At 58.9% G+C, this 20869-nt stretch carries 18 protein-coding genes; 6 read left to right on the top strand and 12 right to left on the bottom strand.

Going from position 1 to position 20869, the window contains the following annotated elements:
• Positions 1 to 88: 88 nt before the first annotated feature.
• On the bottom strand, positions 89 to 754 hold the full coding sequence (locus LL253_RS15505) for a TetR/AcrR family transcriptional regulator (RefSeq protein ID WP_228227729.1): 666 nt from the start codon (positions 752 to 754) through the stop codon (positions 89 to 91).
• A gap of 335 nt (positions 755 to 1089) precedes the next feature.
• Between LL253_RS15505 and LL253_RS15500 the strand changes: the two genes are divergently transcribed.
• Positions 1090 to 2229 carry an LLM class flavin-dependent oxidoreductase gene (locus LL253_RS15500; RefSeq protein ID WP_228227728.1) on the top strand — a complete coding sequence of 380 codons (1140 nt, stop codon included), beginning with the start codon at positions 1090 to 1092 and terminating at the stop codon, positions 2227 to 2229.
• 49 nt (positions 2230 to 2278) lie between these two features.
• Here the strand turns inward: LL253_RS15500 and LL253_RS15495 are convergent, their stop codons facing one another.
• From LL253_RS15495 to LL253_RS15480, 4 genes are read right to left on the bottom strand one after another with little or no spacing between them, the layout of a single operon-like run.
• Positions 2279 to 2872, bottom strand: a complete 594-nt coding sequence (locus LL253_RS15495; protein ID WP_228227727.1) for a TetR/AcrR family transcriptional regulator — start codon at positions 2870 to 2872, stop codon at positions 2279 to 2281.
• 56 nt (positions 2873 to 2928) lie between these two features.
• Entirely contained in the window at positions 2929 to 3864 is a 936-nt protein-coding gene (locus LL253_RS15490; RefSeq protein WP_228227726.1) for an SMP-30/gluconolactonase/LRE family protein, read from the bottom strand.
• Positions 3865 to 3883: 19 nt separating this feature from the next.
• The gene (locus LL253_RS15485; protein WP_228227725.1) at positions 3884 to 4741 is read right to left on the bottom strand and encodes a crotonase/enoyl-CoA hydratase family protein; all 858 of its coding nucleotides are present in this window, start codon (positions 4739 to 4741) and stop codon (positions 3884 to 3886) included.
• 50 nt (positions 4742 to 4791) lie between these two features.
• Positions 4792 to 5904 carry an LLM class flavin-dependent oxidoreductase gene (locus tag LL253_RS15480; RefSeq protein ID WP_228227724.1) on the bottom strand — a complete coding sequence of 371 codons (1113 nt, stop codon included), beginning with the start codon at positions 5902 to 5904 and terminating at the stop codon, positions 4792 to 4794.
• Between the two features lie 291 nt (positions 5905 to 6195).
• Here LL253_RS15480 and LL253_RS15475 point away from each other — a divergent pair, with 291 nt between their 5' ends.
• Both LL253_RS15475 and ribB read left to right on the top strand, forming a co-directional pair.
• Positions 6196 to 7881: a class I adenylate-forming enzyme family protein gene (locus tag LL253_RS15475; RefSeq protein WP_228227723.1), complete on the top strand. Its 1686-nt coding sequence runs from the start codon at positions 6196 to 6198 to the stop codon at positions 7879 to 7881.
• Positions 7882 to 7912: 31 nt separating this feature from the next.
• Positions 7913 to 9049 carry a 3,4-dihydroxy-2-butanone-4-phosphate synthase gene (gene ribB, locus LL253_RS15470; RefSeq protein WP_228227722.1) on the top strand — a complete coding sequence of 379 codons (1137 nt, stop codon included), beginning with the start codon at positions 7913 to 7915 and terminating at the stop codon, positions 9047 to 9049.
• A gap of 55 nt (positions 9050 to 9104) precedes the next feature.
• On the opposite strand, the gene LL253_RS15465 is transcribed toward ribB, so the two are convergent.
• The 4 genes from LL253_RS15465 to LL253_RS15450 are packed head-to-tail and all read right to left on the bottom strand — an operon-like array spanning position 9105 to position 12305.
• Positions 9105 to 9422, bottom strand: a complete 318-nt coding sequence (locus tag LL253_RS15465; protein ID WP_228227721.1) for a 2Fe-2S iron-sulfur cluster-binding protein — start codon at positions 9420 to 9422, stop codon at positions 9105 to 9107.
• 35 nt (positions 9423 to 9457) lie between these two features.
• The gene (locus tag LL253_RS15460) at positions 9458 to 9949 is read right to left on the bottom strand and encodes a flavin reductase family protein (protein ID WP_228227720.1); all 492 of its coding nucleotides are present in this window, start codon (positions 9947 to 9949) and stop codon (positions 9458 to 9460) included.
• 7 nt (positions 9950 to 9956) lie between these two features.
• On the bottom strand, positions 9957 to 11210 hold the full coding sequence (locus LL253_RS15455; RefSeq protein ID WP_228227719.1) for a cytochrome P450: 1254 nt from the start codon (positions 11208 to 11210) through the stop codon (positions 9957 to 9959).
• 12 nt (positions 11211 to 11222) lie between these two features.
• A complete protein-coding gene (locus LL253_RS15450) occupies positions 11223 to 12305 on the bottom strand; it encodes a zinc-binding dehydrogenase (protein ID WP_228227718.1) in 1083 nt (360 codons plus the stop codon).
• A gap of 343 nt (positions 12306 to 12648) precedes the next feature.
• Here LL253_RS15450 and LL253_RS15445 point away from each other — a divergent pair, with 343 nt between their 5' ends.
• The 3 genes from LL253_RS15445 (at position 12649) to LL253_RS15435 (ending at position 15045) form a co-directional block, all read left to right on the top strand.
• Positions 12649 to 13395, top strand: coding sequence for an SDR family NAD(P)-dependent oxidoreductase (locus LL253_RS15445; RefSeq protein WP_228227717.1), 747 nt, complete (start codon positions 12649 to 12651; stop codon positions 13393 to 13395).
• Positions 13396 to 13417: 22 nt separating this feature from the next.
• The gene (locus LL253_RS15440) at positions 13418 to 14188 is read left to right on the top strand and encodes an enoyl-CoA hydratase-related protein (RefSeq protein ID WP_228227716.1); all 771 of its coding nucleotides are present in this window, start codon (positions 13418 to 13420) and stop codon (positions 14186 to 14188) included.
• An 86-nt stretch (positions 14189 to 14274) separates the two neighbouring features.
• A complete protein-coding gene (locus tag LL253_RS15435; protein WP_228227715.1) occupies positions 14275 to 15045 on the top strand; it encodes an SDR family NAD(P)-dependent oxidoreductase in 771 nt (256 codons plus the stop codon).
• 37 nt (positions 15046 to 15082) lie between these two features.
• On the opposite strand, the gene bktB is transcribed toward LL253_RS15435, so the two are convergent.
• The 3 genes from bktB to LL253_RS15420 form a co-directional block, all read right to left on the bottom strand.
• Positions 15083 to 16264 (bottom strand): beta-ketothiolase BktB, encoded by a 1182-nt coding sequence (bktB, locus tag LL253_RS15430; protein ID WP_228227714.1) that lies wholly within the window; start codon positions 16262 to 16264, stop codon positions 15083 to 15085.
• Between the two features lie 97 nt (positions 16265 to 16361).
• Positions 16362 to 17996, bottom strand: a complete 1635-nt coding sequence (locus LL253_RS15425) for a flavin-containing monooxygenase (RefSeq protein ID WP_228227713.1) — start codon at positions 17994 to 17996, stop codon at positions 16362 to 16364.
• A gap of 124 nt (positions 17997 to 18120) precedes the next feature.
• Positions 18121 to 20418 carry a TonB-dependent receptor gene (locus tag LL253_RS15420; protein ID WP_228227712.1) on the bottom strand — a complete coding sequence of 766 codons (2298 nt, stop codon included), beginning with the start codon at positions 20416 to 20418 and terminating at the stop codon, positions 18121 to 18123.
• Positions 20419 to 20869 lie beyond the last annotated feature (451 nt).

The raw sequence follows: 20869 nt of genomic DNA, 5'->3' as shown, positions 1-20869 counted from the left end.
GACGATTGTGCGTGCAATACGGAAGCGAAACAGGGCTGTCCCCACGCGCTGAAAATATCTCACCCATAACCTATCTAAATTCCATAAGTTAATTCGTGCCCGCAAGGGCCGGCGCCATTCGAAGCGGCATGCACATGCTGCCGACAATCTGCTCCATCGTATCTTCCAACGCATCCGGGAAAGACTCGCCGAACGCGGCTTCGTCGGTTCCATGATGGCGCATCAGAATGTTGAGGAACATTAGGCTGATACTGATCAGCCGCCGTTGCGCAACGTAAGGTGGAAGATAATCAACGCGTTCTCGCATCAATCTTAGCGCCTCGGTCAAATGCGGCGGTTCTGATCCGCTAAAATCGCCGAACTCCGGCGAGCGGCTTTGCAGAAGATATTGGCTCAGGAAGCTGGCATAGGAATGGTTGCCATCTGCGTCGTGCAGCTCGAGCTGAGGTAACAGGATGATGTCCAAGATGGTCCGTGCATCTTTCAGCCGACCCATTGCCCGGGCCCGCTCCAGCATTGCGCCACGCTTCGCTTCCATCTGCTCCATCCGAAAGTCGAAAATAGCACGAACCAAGCCTTCCCGCGAACCGAAATGATATTGCACGGCAGCATGATTTCCCTGACCAGCCTTCGTCGCAATCTCCCGCATAGAGGCGCCGTTGATGCCATTTTCTGCAAAGAGTTGCTCCCCCGCCAAAATCAGGCGTGTTTTTCCGTCAGTGGGTTCAGTAGTAGGCAGCGCCTCAATATTCATCCTAACGTTCGCCATCGCAATATCCTAAGACAGATGTAATATTTTTTCGTCGCAAGCTGCGATCAAGGCACCGCTTTGACGCATCAATATCCGGCGTATGCTACAGCCAGTTTGCTTGACCCGCCAGAAAATTTGAAAATCTTCCTGCGTTCGTGCGCTTTGATCCGCTTCACATCTTCGTTGGCGAAAAGCGGCCCGCGGTCGTTTTCGAATTTACACTTGACTTAAAGTTCACGGAGGGATTACTCCCTAACTGTCATTAGACAGCACCAAGCCGACACCGCACCAAGATGCTGAAACGGCGCGATGCAGCAGACGCTTAAGGAGAGACTTTCATGGCGATGGAAACCGGCCTCATTTTTCACCCCTATATGCGTCCTGGACGCACAGCGAGGCAGACTTTCGAGTGGGGTGTCCAGAACAGCGTTGCCTGCGACAAGGCAGGCTTCACCTCTATGATGATCTCCGAACATGCGTCGCAAATCTGGGAAAATATTCCCAATCCCGAACTCATCATGGCCGCTGCGGCATTGCAGACGAGCCAGATCAAGTTTGCACCAATGGCGCATATTCTACCGCACCAGCATCCGGCAAAGCTGGCCATCATGGTCGGCTGGCTCTCGCAGATTCTGGAGGGCCGCTACTTTCTGGGCATTGGCGCGGGCGCTTATCCACAAGCATCCTATATCCATGGCATCAAGGATGCTGAACCGCAGATGCTGAACGATATGGTTCGCGAGTCGCTGAGCATCATGGAGAAAATCTGGAAGCGCGAGCCCTTCTTCTTCGAAGGCAAATATTGGGACGCCGGCTATCCCGAAGAGACGCCTGCGGAGACCGAGGACGATGAGCAACACATGCTCGCGAATTTCGCGCCTTTTAACGGCGCCTTCCCGGAGATCGCGGTCACCGGGTTCAGCGCCAACTCCCCATCGATGAAACTTGCCGGCGAGAAGAACTTCAAGCCGGTCTCCATCTACTCCGGCCTCGATGCGCTCAAGCGCCATTGGGAGATTTATGCGGAGGCCAATATCAAGGCGGGCTTCACCCCCATCCGCCAGCGCCATGCAGTATCGCAGACCGTATTCTGCGCCGATACCGACGCGGAAGCCAAGCGCCTCGTGATGGAAGGGCCGATCGGCTATTGCTTCAACAAATATCTGATCCCGATCTGGCATCGTTTCGGCATGATGGACGGCTTTGCCAAAGATGCCGGCATCAATCCGGCGGATGCCGATCTGGAATTCCTGGTCGATAACGTTTTTGTCGTCGGATCGCCCGATACGGTCGTCGACAAGCTCAACACGCTGTTCGAAGCGACCGGCGGCTGGGGTACGCTACAGGTGGAATCGCATGACTATTATGATGATCCCACGCCCTGGTGGAACTCGCTGGAACTGATCGCCAAGGAAGTGGCGCCGCGGGTCAGGCTGCCCGGTGCCAAAACCACCGCCGCAGAAACGGTTGCCGCCTGACAGGCAGAATATGGAAGGGGGACACTTATCCCCCTTCCATGCACTTTTGCTAGACCGGACTGCGGGCAAATCCATGCAGCAACAAATCCGCCGCCTGCTCTGCGATCTGCGCTGGTCCCAACTTGCCCGGTCGATACCAGGATGAACTGGAATCGAGCATGGCGATCAAAAATTTCCTGACCACGGTCGGATCCAGCGCGGCACTGGCACTGCCGTCCGCCTGCGCGGCAACGATGAGGTCGCGCCAATAATTGTCGAAGCTGGAATAGGCGGCCAGAACCCGTCGCCGCATTTCATCCGGCAGATCGTCGAACACCCGCGCCACGGCGGAAGAATAGTCGTCGCCCGACAACAGGAAGTCGATATGGGCCACGATTGCAGCGCGCAAGCGCACCAACGGTGCCGCGCCTGGCCCCAACACCTCGACGCGCGCCACGATATGGCGGCTGTTGCGGTAAATGCCTTCCATCATCACATTTTCGACCAGATGATCCTTTGACTGGAAATGATGATAGATGCTGGGCGCCAGCATGCCGGCGCCCTTGGCGATCTCACTGAGTTTCGCGCCTGCCAGCCCCTTTTGGCGAAGGGCTGTCGCGGCCGAGTCTAAAATGCGCGTTCGGCCATTATCTGCGTGTGCCATGCCGTCCCTTAGCAAAACTATAAGGGAAAGACAGCCTCATCGGGAGCGGTTTCTGACTACCCGGCATAAAGGGAATTAGGGACCCCCGGCGCGGGTGGATCGAGTATTTCGAGCAGCCCGCCGGCGAGCGGCTGTTCGGAAAATGTCGCGGCTGAAAAGCCTTGCGATCCGGTGATGAGGAAGAGGCGCTCATGGTCGCTTCCTCCAAAAGCGGGGCGAAGCCCGCGCCGCACCGGCAAGCGTCGTTCTTCGAGCAAGGTCGCGTCCGGCGCAAACCGACGCAGCATCCAGCTTTCGTAGAACGCCATCCAGATGCAGCCATCGACGTCGACCGCCATGCCGTCCGGATATCCATCTTCCGGCTTGAAGTTCAGAAAGTCACGACGGTTCGACAATGTGCCATCGTCCGATACGTCATAGACCCAACTAACCAGCGGCATGGAGTCGTTCACATAGGCGGTCCGACCGTCCGGGCTGAAGGCGGGCCCATTGGCGGTCACGATATTGCGTTCCTGTGTGCTCACGCCGCCATTGGCATCCAGCCGATAGAGTTCGCCGGTGTTGCGCACATCCAAATTGCCGAGCGTGCTTTCCTTGTCGTCCGCAGTCGTGCTTTCGTCCCACTGACTGGAATCGCACGAACCGGACCAGTAGCGTCCTTTGCGATCGGTCACGCCATCGTTGAGCCGCGCGATTTTGGGATTGGCTATCGGGTGGATGATCGGCGCGTAGATTTGCCGGTGGGGATCGACATGGGCAAAGCCATCGACGCACGAAGCGATGAAGCCGCCGCTGGCGCGCGGTGCTATCGCACTGATCCACGCTGGCGCGTCCCAGCGCCCCGTCCGGCCGCTATCGAGATGATACCAGTTGATACTGGGCGCTTCGATATCGACCCAGTAAATGCAGCCATCCCGCGCATCCCACACCGTGCTTTCGCCCAATATGGCTCTGGCGTCCCAGAGACACCGCCAGCCTTCGCCTTCCATCATCGCCTCATCCTATCTGCTGTTATAGTTTGATCACCGGGTCACCAAAGGGTTCGTCGCGCTGACGCACCGCCTCCTTCAATCCTTCGGTGCGCACGGTTTCGTTGAACCGCGTGCGACTGGCGGCCAAGTGGCCGCGCGCATCCATTTCCGCAGCCATCCGCTGCATGGTGCGCGCGCCCATCAGTTCCAGGCCGAGGTTCACGATCCGCTTGTTGGCACTCAGCAGGTCGGCGTCGATCAGGGCAAGACGCGCGGCGAGCGCCGCGACCTCCGCATCGAGCTGGTCGGCAGGCACCGCCTTGAGCGCCAGCCCGATCTGCGCGGCATCGTCGCCACGGATGGAATCGCCCGTCAGCAGTAACCGCTTGGCCCATTGCGGCCCCACCAGATAAAGCCACATATGGCTGGGGAGCGAGCCTTGCGATCGCGCCGGCGGAAAACCGAACAGCGCGTCTTCGGCGCAGATCACCATGTCGCACAGCAGCGCTAGATCGGTTCCGCCCGCCAGGCACCGGCCATGGACCTGGGCGATAACCGGCTTGTGCATGTCAAAGAGCGCCATGCGCAGCCGCTGCGCCTTTTCCTGGTGCCAACTGTCGTCGTCGAACTTTGCCCGACCGCGTTTGTGATCGACCTGCCCCAGGATGGGCTGATCGTATTTCTGCAGGTCGTAGCCAGAGCAGAAATCTGGCCCGGCCGCCTTGAGGACAACCGTGTGAACGCGATTATCTTCGTCTGCTTCCCATAACAGCGCGCTTAGCTGCTCCTGCAACAGCTCGCTTAGCGCATTGCGCTTTTCGGGACGATTGAGGGTTATCCACGCCGTCCCGTTACGGATTTCGTACAGCACCAGTTGCGCAGCATCTGTCATGTTCATCCTCTCTCCCCCGCCGCGACGTCTTGCGCGCCGCAATGACGGATAACAGTTCAAGCTATGGATTGCAGCGGGCTGACAACTGACGCGGCCGGGGTGGAAACGTCAATGTCCTTGAGATGCGGCAGAACCTTGCGGGCAAAAAGCTCGTAATTGTCGCGGCCGACCTCGAAGGGCATGTCGCCAAACTGAGTATAGATGATGAAGCTGCCGACATCGAAGCGATCGACCATCGCTTTCAGCTTTTCCACGACCTCTTCCGGACGGCCCCATATCTGGAGGTCGGCGAGGAAGTTGTTGAATTTTTCGATGCCATGCTTCTCGACGCTGCTGGCCAAGGCGCCATAATATTCATAGCCCTCGATCTTCTCGAATTCCTTGTTCCCGAACTGGTAGAAGGATGATGTGGACCGGGCATATTCGACCAGATATTTGTCGCGCATCTCCTGCGCCTTGGCGGCATCTTCGTTCACCGCGACGAAAGCGACGACCACGGGCTTTGGGGCGGGGCGGCCCTGCATGGCAAAGAAGCGGTCGCGATAGCTTGTCACATCTTCGGCAACACGGTCCCAGGGTTTCTGGGCGATGATCATCAGGCCGACATCGAGGTTGGCCATCAGCTTGACCGATTCCGGCGAGACTGCCGATGCAAACACCCGACCGCGATAGCTTGCATAGGGGCGCGGCCGCAGTTCGACGCGCGGTTGCTGAAGATATTTGCCGTCATATTCCATGACGCCCGTTTCCAGGGCGCTAAGCAACGCTTCTGCATATTCGCGGAACCGGTGGCGCGCTTCGCCCATCGGCACCTGAAAGCCGTCGAACTCGCCCTTGCCCAGGCCCCGCCCGATGCCCAGAATCGCGCGCCCTTCCGACAATTGGTCGAGCAGAAGAAAGCTCTCTGCGATGCGGACCGGGTTCTGCCACGGCAGCACGGTGACGGTGGTGCCCAGCTTGATCTTCTTTGTCTTGGCCGCGACCCAGGAGAGGAACTGGGGGACATTGGGCGTCATCATGTAACCGGTGAAATGATGCTCCGGAGTCCATACGGAGTCGAAGCCGCGATCTTCGGCCTCGGCTGCGAGGGCCAGTTCGTGCCGAAAAACCTCGATGTCGCTGACCTGGTCCTTCAGATTCTGGAACGTCAGCCCCAAACCTACATCCATATGTGCCTCCAAAATATCCCGTTGAAAGCAATCTAATCAAAGTTAGGCTGCTTTGGCAAGCCCAAGATCGAACCTTTGCGGTCTCCCTATGGCAGCGTTGTTGTAAAATGTGCGACTTGAAGGGAAGGAGCGCCGTATAAAATCGAATATAATCAACGATAAATGTCAGCACATGGTCGCTGACACAGTGCTTGGCAGTTGGCCCGCTTACCTTGCCGTGCAGGACAGCGCTTGACGCAAATTACCAATGGAGGCATATTAATTTCTATTAGGTAGAGGAGGAGAGCCGCGTTGATCGAGGCCATAGAGGAACGGCGGCAAGCGATATCGGACCGACACCCTGTCTGGGAGGAGATGACGCTGGACGCCTATCTGGCGCGCGCGCAGCGTCATTTTGCGGCAAAGCCGCTGGTCATCACGGACGCCGAAACGCTCGATTATGCTGCGGTCCACGCGCAATCGGAGCGTTTCGCCGCGGCGCTTTCAGGGCTTGGCATCGCGCGGGGCGACCGCGTCGGGCTCCTGCTGGCCAACTACCCGATCACGGTGTCGTTGATGTTTGCTATCTGGCGTGTCGGCGGCGTCGCTGTAGCGATCAACACCCTCTATGCCCCAAAGGATCTGGAATATGCGATCCGGGAGGCGGGCTGCAATTTTCTGATCGGCATGGCCCGCTTCGGTTCGCGCCGCTATGATCTGGAGCTTGACGCCCAGGCGCCCGGATGGCGGACCGGCGCCTGCGCCGCCCTGCCGGAACTGCGCGGCGGCCTGGTCTATGACGCGGAGGCGCCGGACGACTTTCTCGCTTCCCTCCCGGACGGCGCTTTGCCGGCCCAGAGCGCAAGGCCGCATGATCCCGCCGTCATCATGTTCACGTCGGGTACGACCGGATCGCCAAAAGGGGTCGTGCTGACCCATGATAATCTGTTGCGGGCCGCTTATGCGGGGGCTTATCATCAGGCGTTCGATGAAGGGCGACGCGCGGTATTCTCGCTTCCGCTCTATCATGGCTTCGGTCTGGTCGTGGGCTTACTGTCGGGCATGATCGTGGGCGGGTCGATCGTCCCCCTGCTCCGGTTCGATGCCGATGCGCTGCTCACCGCGACCGAACGACATCGCGCCCATTATCTGATGGGCGTGCCCACAATGACGATCGCAATGATGGAGCGGGCGAAGGTCAAAACCTATGACCTGCGTTCGCTCACGGCGGTCCATAGCGCTGCGGCGCCCACGCCCAGTTGGGTCTGGCGCGACATCCAGGAGACGCTGGGATGCAGCGAGATTTTTACTAGCTACGGCCAGACCGAAGCGACCGCGACGATCATCTGCACCCAGCCGGGTGATCCGATCGACATCGTCGCGGAGACGCAGGGCTGCATCGTGCAGGCGGGCGTGGCCGGCATCGCAGGGCAGGACGGCCGGATCTGCGAATTCAAGACGATCGATCCCGTGACCGGCGCTGATCTTCCGGCAGGCGCTGCCGGCGAACTCTGCACACGCGGGCCGATGAACAGCCTGGGCTATTTTCGCCGACCGAAAGAAACGGAAAAGCTGTTTCTGGCGGACGGGTGGCTGCGGACGGGCGATCTGGGGCAATTCCGGCCTGACGGAAACCTGTTCCTGACGGGCCGGTCAAAGGAATTATATAAGAGCCGGGGCGAACTGGTGTCGCCAAAAGAGTTGGAGCAACTCGTCACCACGCATCCGGCAATCGGCCAGGCCTTCTTCATCGGGATGCCCGACGATCGCTGGGGCGAATGCGGCTGCGCATGGATCGTGCGCGCTGACGGGCATATCCTGTCCAGCGATGACATCCTGGCCTGGTTGAAGCCGCAAGTGGCCGGATACAAGCTGCCGCGCGACATCTGGTTCATCGCGGAAGCGGACCTGCCGAAGACCGGCACGGGCAAGGTCCAGAAAAACATATTGAAAGAGATGGCGCTGGCCCACCTCGCCGCACAACGCGGCGCGGGCTGAACGAGACGCCAGTATATGGAAAGACGGATCGATGAGTAGCGAAGGCATTTCGTCCATAGAGGGCATCATTCACGACGCGATAAACGGGCTGCCCTATATTCTGGTCGATGCCGACGATCGCGAAAATGAAGGCGACGTCATCATACCCGCCCAGTTCGCGACGCCGGGCCAGATCAACTTCATGGCCAAACATGCGCGCGGATTGATTTGCCTCGCAATGACCAAGGCGCGCGCCGAACAGCTCACATTGCCGCCCATGGCGGCCAACAACCAGTCCGGTCATGGCACCGCTTTCACCATATCGATCGAAGCGCGCGAAGGCGTCACGACCGGGATTTCGGCGCAGGATCGTGCGCATACCATTGCCGTGGCGGTCGATCCAACCAAGACATCGTCGGACATCGTGTCGCCAGGGCATGTGTTTCCGCTGACGGCGCGCGACGGCGGCGTTCTGGTTCGGGCCGGGCATACCGAGGCGGCCGTGGATATCTCCCGCCTTGCCGGCCTGACGCCCGCCGGCGTCATCTGCGAAGTCATGAACGACGATGGCAGCATGGCGCGTCTGCCCGAACTGCTGGTCTTTGCTAAGAAGCATGGGTTGAAGGTCGGCACGATCGCCGACCTCATCGCCTATCGGCGGCGGTTCGAAAAGCTGGTCGAGCGGGTCGCGAGCGCGCCTTTCCACAGTTTCTATGGCGGCGATCTGACCATCCATGTCTATCGCAATCTGGTCGATGGTGGTGAACACGTCGCCCTGATCAAAGGCGAAATCCGCCCGGATCGCGACACGCTGGTCCGCGTGCATCAGGTCGACATTGCGACCGACATGCTCGGCTGGTCGCAAGCGCATCCCGACTATGTGCCGCAGGCGCTCAAGGCAATCGCCGCGCATGAGGGGCAGGCCGTCGCCGTGTTCGTTCGCGATCCCAGCCCGGACTCAATCTCCAAGCGGATCGAGGGCGGGCGCAAAACCTATCATGATACAAACGCGACCCGTGACTATGGCATAGGCGCCCAGATATTGCTGGACCTTGGCGTGCGGCAGATGACGTTGCTGACATCGAGCAAGGCGAAGCTGGCTGCGCTCGAAGGATTTGGCCTCACGGTGATCAACCGGTTGCCGATGCGCGATGCCGTAGCCAATGCAGAGCCGATCCTGACAGAGTAAACGGGAAAAGGGCGGCGCCGTGACGACACCGCCCTCAACCATGCACAGGACCGCTTCAGTCTTCCGGTGCTATGGCCAGTCTGATGGAGCCTGCTTCACCATCCATAACCAATTGGCATGACAGACGGCTGGTCGCCTTGCGATGATCGGAGCTGTCCAGCAGGTCGTTCTCATCGTCGGTCATGGAGCCAAATCGATGCTCATAGCCCGGTTCGACATAGACATGGCACGTCGCGCACGAACAGCAGCCACCGCAAAGCGCCAGCAATTCGTCCAGACCATTGTCGCGAATGGCCTCCATCACCGACAGGCCTTCGGTGGCCGGTAGGCTATGTTCCTGTCCTGAACGATCGATGATGATCAGATTGCCCATGGAACGGCCTTCTCCAAATGCTGATGGAGCTTGCTTCAAAGAAGCGGGGCGACCTTGCCGTAGCGTCCCTTATGGAATAGCAAGGGCGCGCCGGGATGATGAATGTCGAGGGCATGCACCTCACCGATGGCGATATAATGGTCGCCTGCCTCATGAATAGCATGAAAGGAACAGTCGATCCACGCCAGCGCGCCGTCCAATATCGGTGCGCCACGCGCCGACAGATGATGCGGCACCCCGTCGAACTTGGCTGGAACCTTGGACGCCAGCGTACGGCACAGGCCTTCCTGATCGTCCGCCAGTATATTGACGCAAAATCCGTCGCAGGCTTCGATATTGGGCCAGCTTGATGAGGCCTTGTCCGGAAAGAAGGCGACCAACGGGGGATCGAGCGACACGGAGGTGAAAGACCCCACGATCATGGCGACAGGCGTACCGTCCTTCTGCATGCCGGTAATGGCGCAAACGCCGGTCGGATAATGACCTAATATCTGCCGGAAGGTGGCGGAATCAGCGACTATGGGCATGCTTTCTTCAAACCTTCCAGACCAGAGGAATGTCTTCGACGGCAGACACGATGCCGGCGTGATAGATGGGTGCTGCGCCTTCCTTCAGGGCAAAGCGGGGAATGCGGGCAATCCATTCCTGCAAGGTGACGAGCACTTCCATGCGCGCCAGATGCATCCCAGCGCAACGATGCGGCCCTTGTGCGAAGGTCGAGTGGGCAACGTTCCTACGCGACAGATCGACCTTCATGGGGTCGGCATGTTGCGTGTCGTCCAGGCCATGCAATGCCGTCGGCAGCAGAATAAGATCGCCCGCCTTGAGCTGCGTGCCGTAATATTCCATGTCCGCCACCACATAGCGCGCGTCGGACACGACGGCGAAGCGACGGAACATCTCCTCGACGCCGCGTTGCAGCTTCATCGGGTCGGCCGCCATCTCCTCCACCGTCTCTGGATGACGCGCGAGATAGATCATCATGAAGCTGAGGAAATTGACTACGGTGTCGAGGCCGCCCAGCAGCAGGAGCGAGACAAGGCCCAGCATCTTGTCATCGGGCATCGGCGCGCCGTTGATTTCGCTGTTCACCATCTGTGTGATGAGGTCGGTGCCGCTGCCTCCGCGCCTCTCCGCGATGATGGGCGCGACATAGGCGAAGAAGCCTGCATTCGCCTCTCTTAAAGAACGGCCTTGCTCCTCGGGCGTGTTGCCTGACGGACGAGTCATTTCCTTAGCCAGCGCATTGAGCCCCGCCGCATCTTCCATCGGCAAGCCCGCAAGCGCCAGAAAGACCTTGACCGGAAAGATGTTCGCGAAATCCCTGGCAAAGTCGCAATGGCCTTGCCCCGCAAAACCTTCGATCAGGTCGATCGCAACCGCCCGCACATCGCTTTCGACCTTGCGAATCTGGGCGAGGTTGAGACCCTTGTCGATAGCCTTGCGGTAGGGCGTATGTTCGGGTGGGTCCATCTTGGTGGGCACCATTTCATAGGCCTCACCGGCTTCACGCGGCACCCATATCACCCGGCTCGAAAAGTGATCGGGGTTACGATAAATCTCATCGATCAGAGCGCCGCGCGTCGCGATCCAGTGACCGCCGGTAAAGGGCGTCCAGACCAGGGGCGGCGTGTCGGGCTGCTGCACCTTCTTCCACGCCTCATGCACGCCTTCCTCAATCCCATCGAGATCGTAGATATCGATTTCCCGCACCAGGCTGGCTGGCACATAATCCGGAATCGGCATGCGGTGTTTGGCAGATGACGGAGCGATCGTATCGACGTTCATACCTGCATCCTCTCAGCTCATGGTGGGATCGATGACGGCCTTGGTGGCGACGCCATTCTTGGTGACGGTCAGCGCCTCGGCAGCCTGGCTGATACTGAACCGATGGCTGACCAGCGCGGCGAGCGGCACCTGGTTCTGCACCCGCGCCGCAAACTGCATTCCCTGATAATAGTTTTTGGGGGCCGGGAAGGACGCGCCGCCAATCGTCAGGTTCTTCAGTGTCAGGTCGCGCGGTGAAATCGGCTGGGTACCGATCGCGCCCCACAGGCCCAATATGATGTAGCGGCTATGGATGCCGCTGATATCCACGCCTTCGGGAAAGGCGGGCAGAGCGCCCGCCGCCTCGATGACGATATCCGGCCCCTGCTTGCCGATCAGGTCGTAGATCATGCGCTTGCGTTCTTGGGGTGGCAGGCTGAGCGACACGGTCGCTGTCGCGCCCAATGTCATGGCAGCGTCCAGCCGCGCCTGCGCACTGTCGATGACGATAATTTCCCGCCCGCCGGCCTGCGCCGCGACCAGGATGGCGGACAAGCCTACTGGTCCAGCGCCCTGCACAACCACGGAATCGCCGAAACTAACCGGGCCGCAGCGGTCGAAGCCGCGCAGGACGGTCGGCAGGGCGCAGCCGAGCGCCGCGATCGCTTCAGGCTGCGCACCGTCGGGCAGACGATAGAAGGGCATGTTGTTGGGCAGCCAGGCATAGTCGGAATAGCTGCCCCAGTTGGGCTTTGCCGCATCCTCGAAATATTGGCTGTTCTCGCATGGCGTCTGTTCCAGCACGGTGCAGGAATAGCAGCGATGGCACAGCGCGATCGGCGACCAGATCACCAGATCGCCAGCCTTGACCGGCGTTCCGGCATAGTCGGTGGAAACGCCGGCACCCAACTGGGTGATTTCGCCGACGCCTTCATGCCCCAATATGATCGGAAAGGGCATCTCACCTGCTTCGCCGGTCAGGATATGGACGTCGCTGCCGCACACGCCACCCAATATCGTGCGGACGAGCGCCCCGCCCGGCTCAGGCGCATGGACCTCGACATCCCATGTTTCCAGGCGGTTTTTTTCCACGAGCACTGCGGCTTTGCCGTACATGGCCATCCTCTCGATAAAGACGCGATCTGGCCTTGCCATTTCGCCATCATATTGTTTGCCCGGGTTTGATCCGACGTCCACCCTTATAAAACTAATCCTAATTAGATAAAATATGCAACAGCTAATCATGACTTGCCACCCACGCGATCGGCAATCGGGGCAAACCGGGGACTCGTAAAATTTTCAATATGCTGATTTATATATATTATTTTTTAGATAGAGAGCGTCTGCAACGCTGGCGGAAAGTGAAGATTTCAACCCGTTCTTGACATTCCGATCAGCAGAGCTTTAAATAATTGAAATTAGGCCACAGAACGCCGAACGGACAGATATAGGAGAAATTATGGGCCGCCTCACAGGAAAAACCGCCATCATCACGGGCGCGGCGCGTGGCATGGGAGCGTCACATGCTCGCCTGTTCGTGCAGGAAGGCGCCAACGTCATCCTTACCGATCGCAATGTCGAAGGCGGGCAAGCACTGACGACTGAACTCGGTGAGCAGGCAAGCTTCGTTCCTCATGACGTGACCTCGCCGGTATCCTGGGCCAATGTCATCGCGGCGGCTGTCGACGCATTTGGGACGATCGATATTCTGGTCAACAATGCGGGCATATTGGGTCCGATGGCCACGACCGCCGATCTGACCGAAGACGGCTATGACCAGGTCTGCGCGATCAACCAGCATAGCGTCTTTTACGGCATGAAGGCAGTCTTGCCTGTCATGGTGAAGGCCGGACGCGGGTCCATCGTCAACATCTCGTCGATCGCTGGGATAGCCGCGAATTACGGTTTCCCCAGTCTGGCCTATGTCGCGAGCAAATTTGCCGTCCGCGGCATGACGAAGGCGACGGCGATGGAATATGGCAAGCATAATATCCGCGTCAATTCCGTCCATCCCGGCTTCATCCAGACGCCGATGATGGTCGAGGCGACCGATGAAGTGGGCGGCGATGCGCTGGCCCAGATTCCGCTCGGGCGGATCGCCGAACCGATCGAGGTGTCGAACCTCGTCCTGTTCCTGGCATCCGATGAATCCTCCTACATCACCGGATCCGAACATCTCGTCGATGCCGGCATGCTGGCGCATTAAGTGCCGGATGGAGCCAACGCCCATGGCATCGATCGATTTTGAGGTTCGGGGAAACCTGGCCGAGGTCCGGCTCAATCGGCCTGCGGCTCTCAATGCCATCGATGCGGAGATGGACCGGTCGTTGGCGCTGGCATGGGCGCGAATAGACAGCGATCCTGATATTCGCGTCACGCTTCTTACCGGCGCAGGAGATCGCGCCTTTTGCGCCGGGGCGGATATCTCTGATCCGCCCATCGCGCAGGACGGATTGTCGTTCGGCGGCGGACTGACGGGGATTGGCGGTCGCCTTGTGCCGCTTCAAAAGCCACTGATCGCCGTGGTGCATGGCCATGTCCTTGGCCTTGGCTTCGAACTGGCGATGTGTGCCGACATCCTGATCGCAGCCGACGACACGCAATTCCGCCTGCCAGAGGCGCGGGCGGGATTCATCGACCATTGCGGCGTCGTGCATCGTGCGATCCGCCAACTGCCGCATCATGTGGCAATGGCGATGATCATTGCGAGTGAACCGCTTGACGCTGCCCGCGCCTTGCAATTTGGCTTGGTCAATGAGACCGCGCCCTTAGCGGAACTGGCCGCGACCACCGAACTATGGGTCCAGAAGATCCTCGCCTGCGCACCTCTGGCATCTCAAGCCGGCAAGCAAGCCGCGCTGCTGGGCCTGGAGCATGGACTGAAGACGGCGCTCGATCGCCGCTATCCCCTCATCGATGCCCATGCGGACACGGCAGATTGCCGCGAAGCCGCGTCGGCATGGAAGGAAAAGCGCGTGCCGAAATGGCAAGGCCGGTGAAAACCAGAAATCCATGCGGCGAGCGGGACATGATTCCGACAGAAAATCAGGTGCAGCCTGGCTGCGTATAGAAAGGTATTACTATCATGGACCTGAACGGCAAGAAGATCATCGTGACCGGCGCAGCGCAAGGCATCGGAGCATCCGCCCTGCGCGCTTATGTGGCGGCTGGCGCGCACGTGGCCGCGATGGATATCGACGCAGCGCAGGGAGAGGCGATCGCAGCCGCCGCGACCGTTAAAGGCCCCGGTTCGGCCTTCTTCATCTCATGCGACGTGGGCGATCGCGCGCAAGTGGATGCGGCTTTCGATGCGGCAGCGGAACGCCTCGGCGGCCTTGACGTGCTGGCTCATATCGCCGGTGTCCATCGCCACGCCCCCACCCACGATGTCCCTGACGAAACGCTGGCCTGGCTTTTCAACGTCAATGTGAATGGCACCATCTATACCAACGGCGCCGCCTATCGGCACATGCCCGACGGCGGCTCGATCATCAATTTCGGGTCCGAATCCGGGCTGACCGCAGAGATCAACAATGCCGTCTATGGCGCATCGAAGGCGGCGGTTCACGCCTGGACACGCAGCGTCGCGCGCGAGTGGGGCAAGCGAAACATCCGCATGAATGCGGTACTTCCCTACATAGTAACGCCCATGTACGCGCGCTTTCGCGAGGCCCTGTCTCCAGAAGATCTGGCTGCCCATGACAAGGCGACCGCAGAGCAGATCCCGCTGGGCGGGAAGTTCGGCGATGCCGATACCGATCTTGCGCCTGTGCTGCTATTCCTGGCCAGTGACGGCTCCCGCTTCATCACCGGGCAACTCATCCCCGTCGATGGTGGACTGATCTCCGTCCGTTGATCTGGACGGGCATTGCCAGGAATCGTCGGCGGATACGCTATTGCATCCGCTCGATGATCATGGCGATGCCCTGTCCGCCACCGATGCACATGGTGATCAACCCATAGCGCCCACCTGTTCGCTCCATTTCGTAGATCGTCTTGACAGTCAGTATCGCACCGGTAGCACCGACCGGATGGCCCAGAGCCACGCCGGACCCGTTCGGATTAACCTTCTGCGGATCGAAGCCCAGGACTTTGGCGACGGCACAGGCCTGTGCCGCAAAGGCTTCGTTCGATTCGATGACGTCCATCTGTTCAAGCGCAAGGCCCGCGCGCGCAAGGGCGATGGGAACCGCCTTGACCGGGCCGATGCCCATACGGTCGGGCTGCACACCGGCATGTCCCCAACTGAGGACTCGGGCCAGCGGTTTCAGATTGCCGGCATCCACGGCCGCCTGGGATGCAAGGACCACCGCGGCTGCGCCGTCGTTGATGCCCGAAGCATTTCCTGCGGTTACGGTGCCGTCTTTCTTGAAGGCTGGCCGAAGCCCGGCAAGGTGCTCTATGCTGGCTTCGGCGCGAACATGCTCATCAGCGTCGAACAGCCGTGTTCCCTTCCGGTCCTTGACTTCGATCGGCAGGATTTGGGATGCAAAACGCCCTTCGCGCTGGGCATGCGCCGCCCGTCTATGACTCTCGACGGCAAGGCGGTCCTGATCGTCGCGCGAAATGTCATGATCGGCGGCCACATTTTCGGCGGTCACGCCCATGTGCATGCCCTCGAAAGGATCGCTCAATACCGCAATGAGCGCATCGACCATTTTAACGTCGCCCATCTTCTGTCCGAACCGCGCCGCAGCGATATGGTGCGGCGAACGGGTCATGGACTCAGCGCCACCGGCGACGGCGAAATCGCATTCGTCCAGCGCCAGTATCTGCGCGGCCGAGATGATCGCCTGGACACCCGAACCGCATAGCCGGTTCAGCGTAAGGGCGGGCACTTCGACAGGAATGCCGGCTTCGACCGCCGCTACCCTGGCCAGATAGGCGTCCTTGGGTTCACTGGGAATGACATTGCCCATGACGACATGGCCGATCTGATCGGCAGCGACACCCGCCCGCGCGATCGCTTCTGCGATGACGGCCGCGCCCAGTGTCGCTGGCGGACAATCTTTCAGACTACCGCCAAAATCGCCGATCGCCGTGCGAACGCCTGCCAGAATATATATAGGGGTCATGTCTGGTCCTCAGATTTGGGAACGAGATGCGGGAGTTGGAAGCAGGTTGGCCCGTCGCATGCGCGATGGCCGGACACGAGGGCTAGTGATGGCGCAATTATGAAAGTTCAAAACCGGCATAGTCACTATAGGCGACTTCCTCACACCGCTTGCGATACTCCGGGCCACCGCCGACATAAACGAGTGTGCGGCGAACAACCGTTCCGTCAGGTCGGTGTGTGACCTTGATCCACCAGGCATTGGTGTCTGCCATCAGGGTCCGTGCAAAGTCGGCATAGACCGCATTTGTCCATTCATCCTCGGCGGCCTGTTCCGGTTGGGCAAAAGTCAGCGCGCGCGCTTTCATATAGCCCAGCATCCTTGTGACCCATTCGGCTTGAAGCGCACCGCAAACGCCAACATTGCAGAAGGCGGACCCATTATGCGGCCCAACAAGCGTGAAGAAATTAGGGAATCCGCGAGCCTGGAGACCAAGAAAGGTCGAGGGGCCTTCGGCCCACGCATCGATAAGCCGCTGCCCCCCCTGCCCCCTGATGTCGATCCTGTCTAGAGATCCGGTCACACCGTCAAAGCCTGTTGCAAAGATGATGACGTCCAACGCGTGGATCTGATCGCCAATCTTCGCGCCATTCTCCACAAATTCGTTGATCGGCGTTTCCTTGATGTCGACAAGGTGGACATTGTCCTTGTTATAGGCCTCGTAATAGTTGGTTTCCATCGGAACGCGCTTGGCGCCGAAGGGATGATCGACGGGAATGAGTTTCTCCGCGACCTTAGGATCGTGGACCCGCTGCCTGATCTTGCCGGCCACGAAGTCAGCCAGGAACTGGTTCGATTCCTTGCTGAGCAGCAAATCCCGGAACCCGCTCAACCATATACCGTAGCCAGGCCGATCATATAGATCCTCGAAAAATTCGGTTCGCTCCCGTTCCGATACCTGGCTCGCCTTGCGATTGTCGCGATGATAGGGGAAGGCGGTCGGCGTAGTCTTCACATATTCTAATATCGTCGGGTAGCGGGTGCGGATAAGGTCCATTTCCTCGTCGCTCAGGGCTGAATTGCCAAGTGGCGTGCACCAATTGGGCGTGCGCTGGAACACGAACAAATCCTGTGCCGTCTCCGCAGCGATGGGAATGATCTGAACGCCCGTGGCGCCGGTGCCGATCACGCCCACGCGCTTGCCGGTAAAATCGATATTCCTGGGCTTTCCTTCCGCGTCCGTCGGCCAGCGCGACGAGTGAAAGGCTTCGCCCTGGAACAGGTCCAGCCCTTTGTAATCGGGTATGCTGGATGCCGAAAGGGGGCCAGTGGCCGATATCAGATAACGGCAGGTCAGATCGGTTCCATCGTCCAGCCTGATATCCCAGACATTGCCTTCATCATTATAATGGGCCGATACGACCTTCGTGTTGAACTTGTAAAATCGCCGGATGTCCATTTTGTCGGCGGCCACGTTGACGTACCGCAGCATTTCAGGCTGCCCGGCGAAATTCTCGCTCCACCGCCATTCGGGGATGATGCCTTTCAGCGCGAAATAGCCATAGGCGTAGCTTTCCGTATCCAGCCGGCAGCCTGGATAGCGATTCCAATACCATGTGCCCCCGACATCGCCAGCCGCGTCGACGCCCAGCACGCGCATCCCGTTCTGGTCGAGCAGATAGGTTTGATAGATGCCGGTGACGCCCGCACCGATCACGACCGCGTCATAATCGGGGGTGATAATTGTCGACATATTTTGCGTCTTTCTTGACCCGACAGACCTATCCCAAGGAGGAATAGGCTATATTTCCGGCAATCGGCGGCATTTGGAAGGCCGAGGGGCAGGGACAAGGCGTACCTGCCCCCTCTCATTGGCGTCAGAAGCGGTAGGTAACTTCCGCGCCGAAGGTCTGGGGCTCACCCCAGATCGCGGTGTTGAAGCCGCCGCTCCCGCCTTCGACATAGCCCGAATTATAATAGAATTCGTCGAACAGGTTCTTGGCATAGGCCGCGACCGAGAATTTGCTGCCCATGACGTCGTTCCAGCTCAGCCGGACGTCGACGGTTGCATAGCCAGGCAATTTGGTACGCGGCGTTATCGACCCCTCATTGTTGGAAAAATGAGTCGACGTCTGGCCGAACACATCAGTGCGAAGCTTTACCTTACCCACATCGTCCGACAGCGGCATGGTGATTTCAGCAAAGACCGAGCCCGCCCATTTGGGCGCATCGGAATAGGTGTCGAAGGGAATGATCGGCCCGCCCAGCGGTGCGAGGTCGACGATATTCTTGGTAAATTTCGCGTCGGTATAGGCGCCCGAAATGCCCAGTTCCAGCCAGTCGCTGGGCTTCACATTGGCATCGAACTCGACACCTTGGATGCGCTTTTCAGGCACGTTTACCGTGAACGCCGACGGGCCGGCCCCCAGATCGACGAACAGCGAATGCTGGGCATGCTTCACGATCTGCCGATAAACCGCCAGATTGATCCGCGTGGGCATGGAACCGATATAATCGTTGAACTTGTAGCCGAGTTCAAAGTCATACGTATTTTCATTGTCGAAGAAATTGGCGTTGTTGAATGGCCCGACCGCACCGTTGAAGCCGCCAGCACGGAAGCTGCCGCGCTGTGCAAAATAGACCATGTTGCCGGAATTGATTTGATATTGGACATTGAACGTCCAGCTCGGATCATGGAGCTTGGCTTCCTGCTTTAGTGGCGTGGTGCCGCTCAAGTTGAAGAGGCTTCCTGCCTTTTGGCGAAGGCTTACCGTCTCCCAGCTATATCGTCCGCCAGCGGTCACGCTCAGCTTGTCGGTCACGGCATAGGTTAGCTGGCCGAACACCGCCTTCGATTCGTTTCCGACTTCATAATTATACGCGATGTCGGCCAGTGGTGTCGGCAGCTCCGCGCCTACGATAACGGGAATATATTCCTGCTTCGTGGTGTCGGAATAGAAGACGCCCAGAATATATTCGAGGCCGCCCGTTTTCCCCTGCAGTTGCAGTTCGTTCGAAAGCCGCTCCGTGCTGAATTCCTCGCCGCCCGGAGGGCCATTGCCCAGGCCGGATCGGTTGTACAGGCTCAACGAGCCGAAAGGCGAACCGGTCAGGATTCCTGGGGTGCGGGCAAAAGCATCGGCATAGTTGAATATGTTTTTGAGGATGACGTCGTCACCGATTTCCGCCTCGACAGTGTTGGTGATGAACGCGGTGTGGGCCTTGTGGGGCAGGTCATAGCTTAGCCAGACCTTGTAGGGATTAGCCTGCTGCCAGGCCAGATAGCCCGCCACGGCGCCAGGCCATGTGCCGTCGCCACGCGGCCCGTCGCCGATCAGCGGAGCGAAGGGACTGTTCATGCCATAGAGGGTGTCGAGGGTGCTATTGAGGACATAGCCGTTATTGACCTCACCCACCTTATGATAGGAGTAAAGGCCGCCCGCGCCTTCTGATCCGCCGAAATCGCTATACTGGGCAACGGTCGTCATTTTGAAGCCGTCCCGTGGCTCCAACACGATCGTGATACGACCGGACAGCGAATCCGTGTCGCCGAGCGTATTGCCGGTCTTGATATTACGGATATAGCCATCCTGCTTGTTGTAATCGCCGGCGACACGAACCTTAATGATATCGGAAACCGGAATGTCCAGAGCGCCCTGAACCTGGATATAGTTTCGCTGGCCGCCCTTGACGGTCAGGAAGCCGCCAAAGTCGTCTCCCGGCTTGGTCGTTTCATACAGGATGGCGCCACCGGTCGCATTGCGGCCGAACAAAGTGCCCTGCGGTCCTTTTAGAACCTGCACCGAACTGAAGTCGAAAAAGGCCGTCGATGTGTTGCCTTCGGTAGCCGGCGCTTCGTTTATATAGGTTAGAACCGCGGGGCTTGAACCGGAAAATGGATCGAGTGTCTGGCCACGTAGCGTAAAGTTGAGCTGGTTGGAGTTCTGACCGCTCTTGACCACCAGACCGGGGACCAATGCGGCCAAATCCTGCTCGCTGGCCACGTTGCGCGACTGAAGCGTATCGGCATTGAAAGCCGAGACAGCCACCGGGACTCTGGAAAGGGATTGCTCCCGCCTCTGGGCGGTGACGACGATGTCGGCCGGCGACGCAATTTTTTCATTGCCCTGATCATCGACAGCCGCCTGAGGAACCTCCTGCCCAAATGCAGGCATCTCAGCCAAAAGTCCAACAACAGCAATGCCGCAAGCCAATCGTTGCTTCACTCTCATAACACTCTCCCATGTCGGCGTGCCCTACAGGCATCTTGCGCTCTTCAAACTAACTTTCATTAGGCAAATGTCAATCTGTAACGGACGGCGCGGCGACCCCTCATTTGGGAACGAGCAATGGAGTAGAATCGGCAAGAACTTTCCAACCATTTTATCTATTTAAATCAATTATATATACGATCTCATTCAACCATGCGCTATCCGTTAAGTGTGAGAAATATCTCCCTGCCCCGCTATTATCTAATCATATAAAAACAAATTTAAATTAGGCTTGCCTTGCAACGCTGTGACAGGTGGTAATGAGAATGCCGCCCCGAAACTGATTTACGAGGGCAGCCAATGGCGATCGACTCCTGCGATGGGGCAGACCGGATACGTGAGACATCGAGGCAAG

The sequence above is a fragment of the Sphingobium soli genome (assembly GCF_020782245.1).
GTDB classification, from domain to species: domain Bacteria; phylum Pseudomonadota; class Alphaproteobacteria; order Sphingomonadales; family Sphingomonadaceae; genus Sphingobium; species Sphingobium soli.
This window is presented reverse-complemented; position numbering and strand designations above follow the sequence as displayed.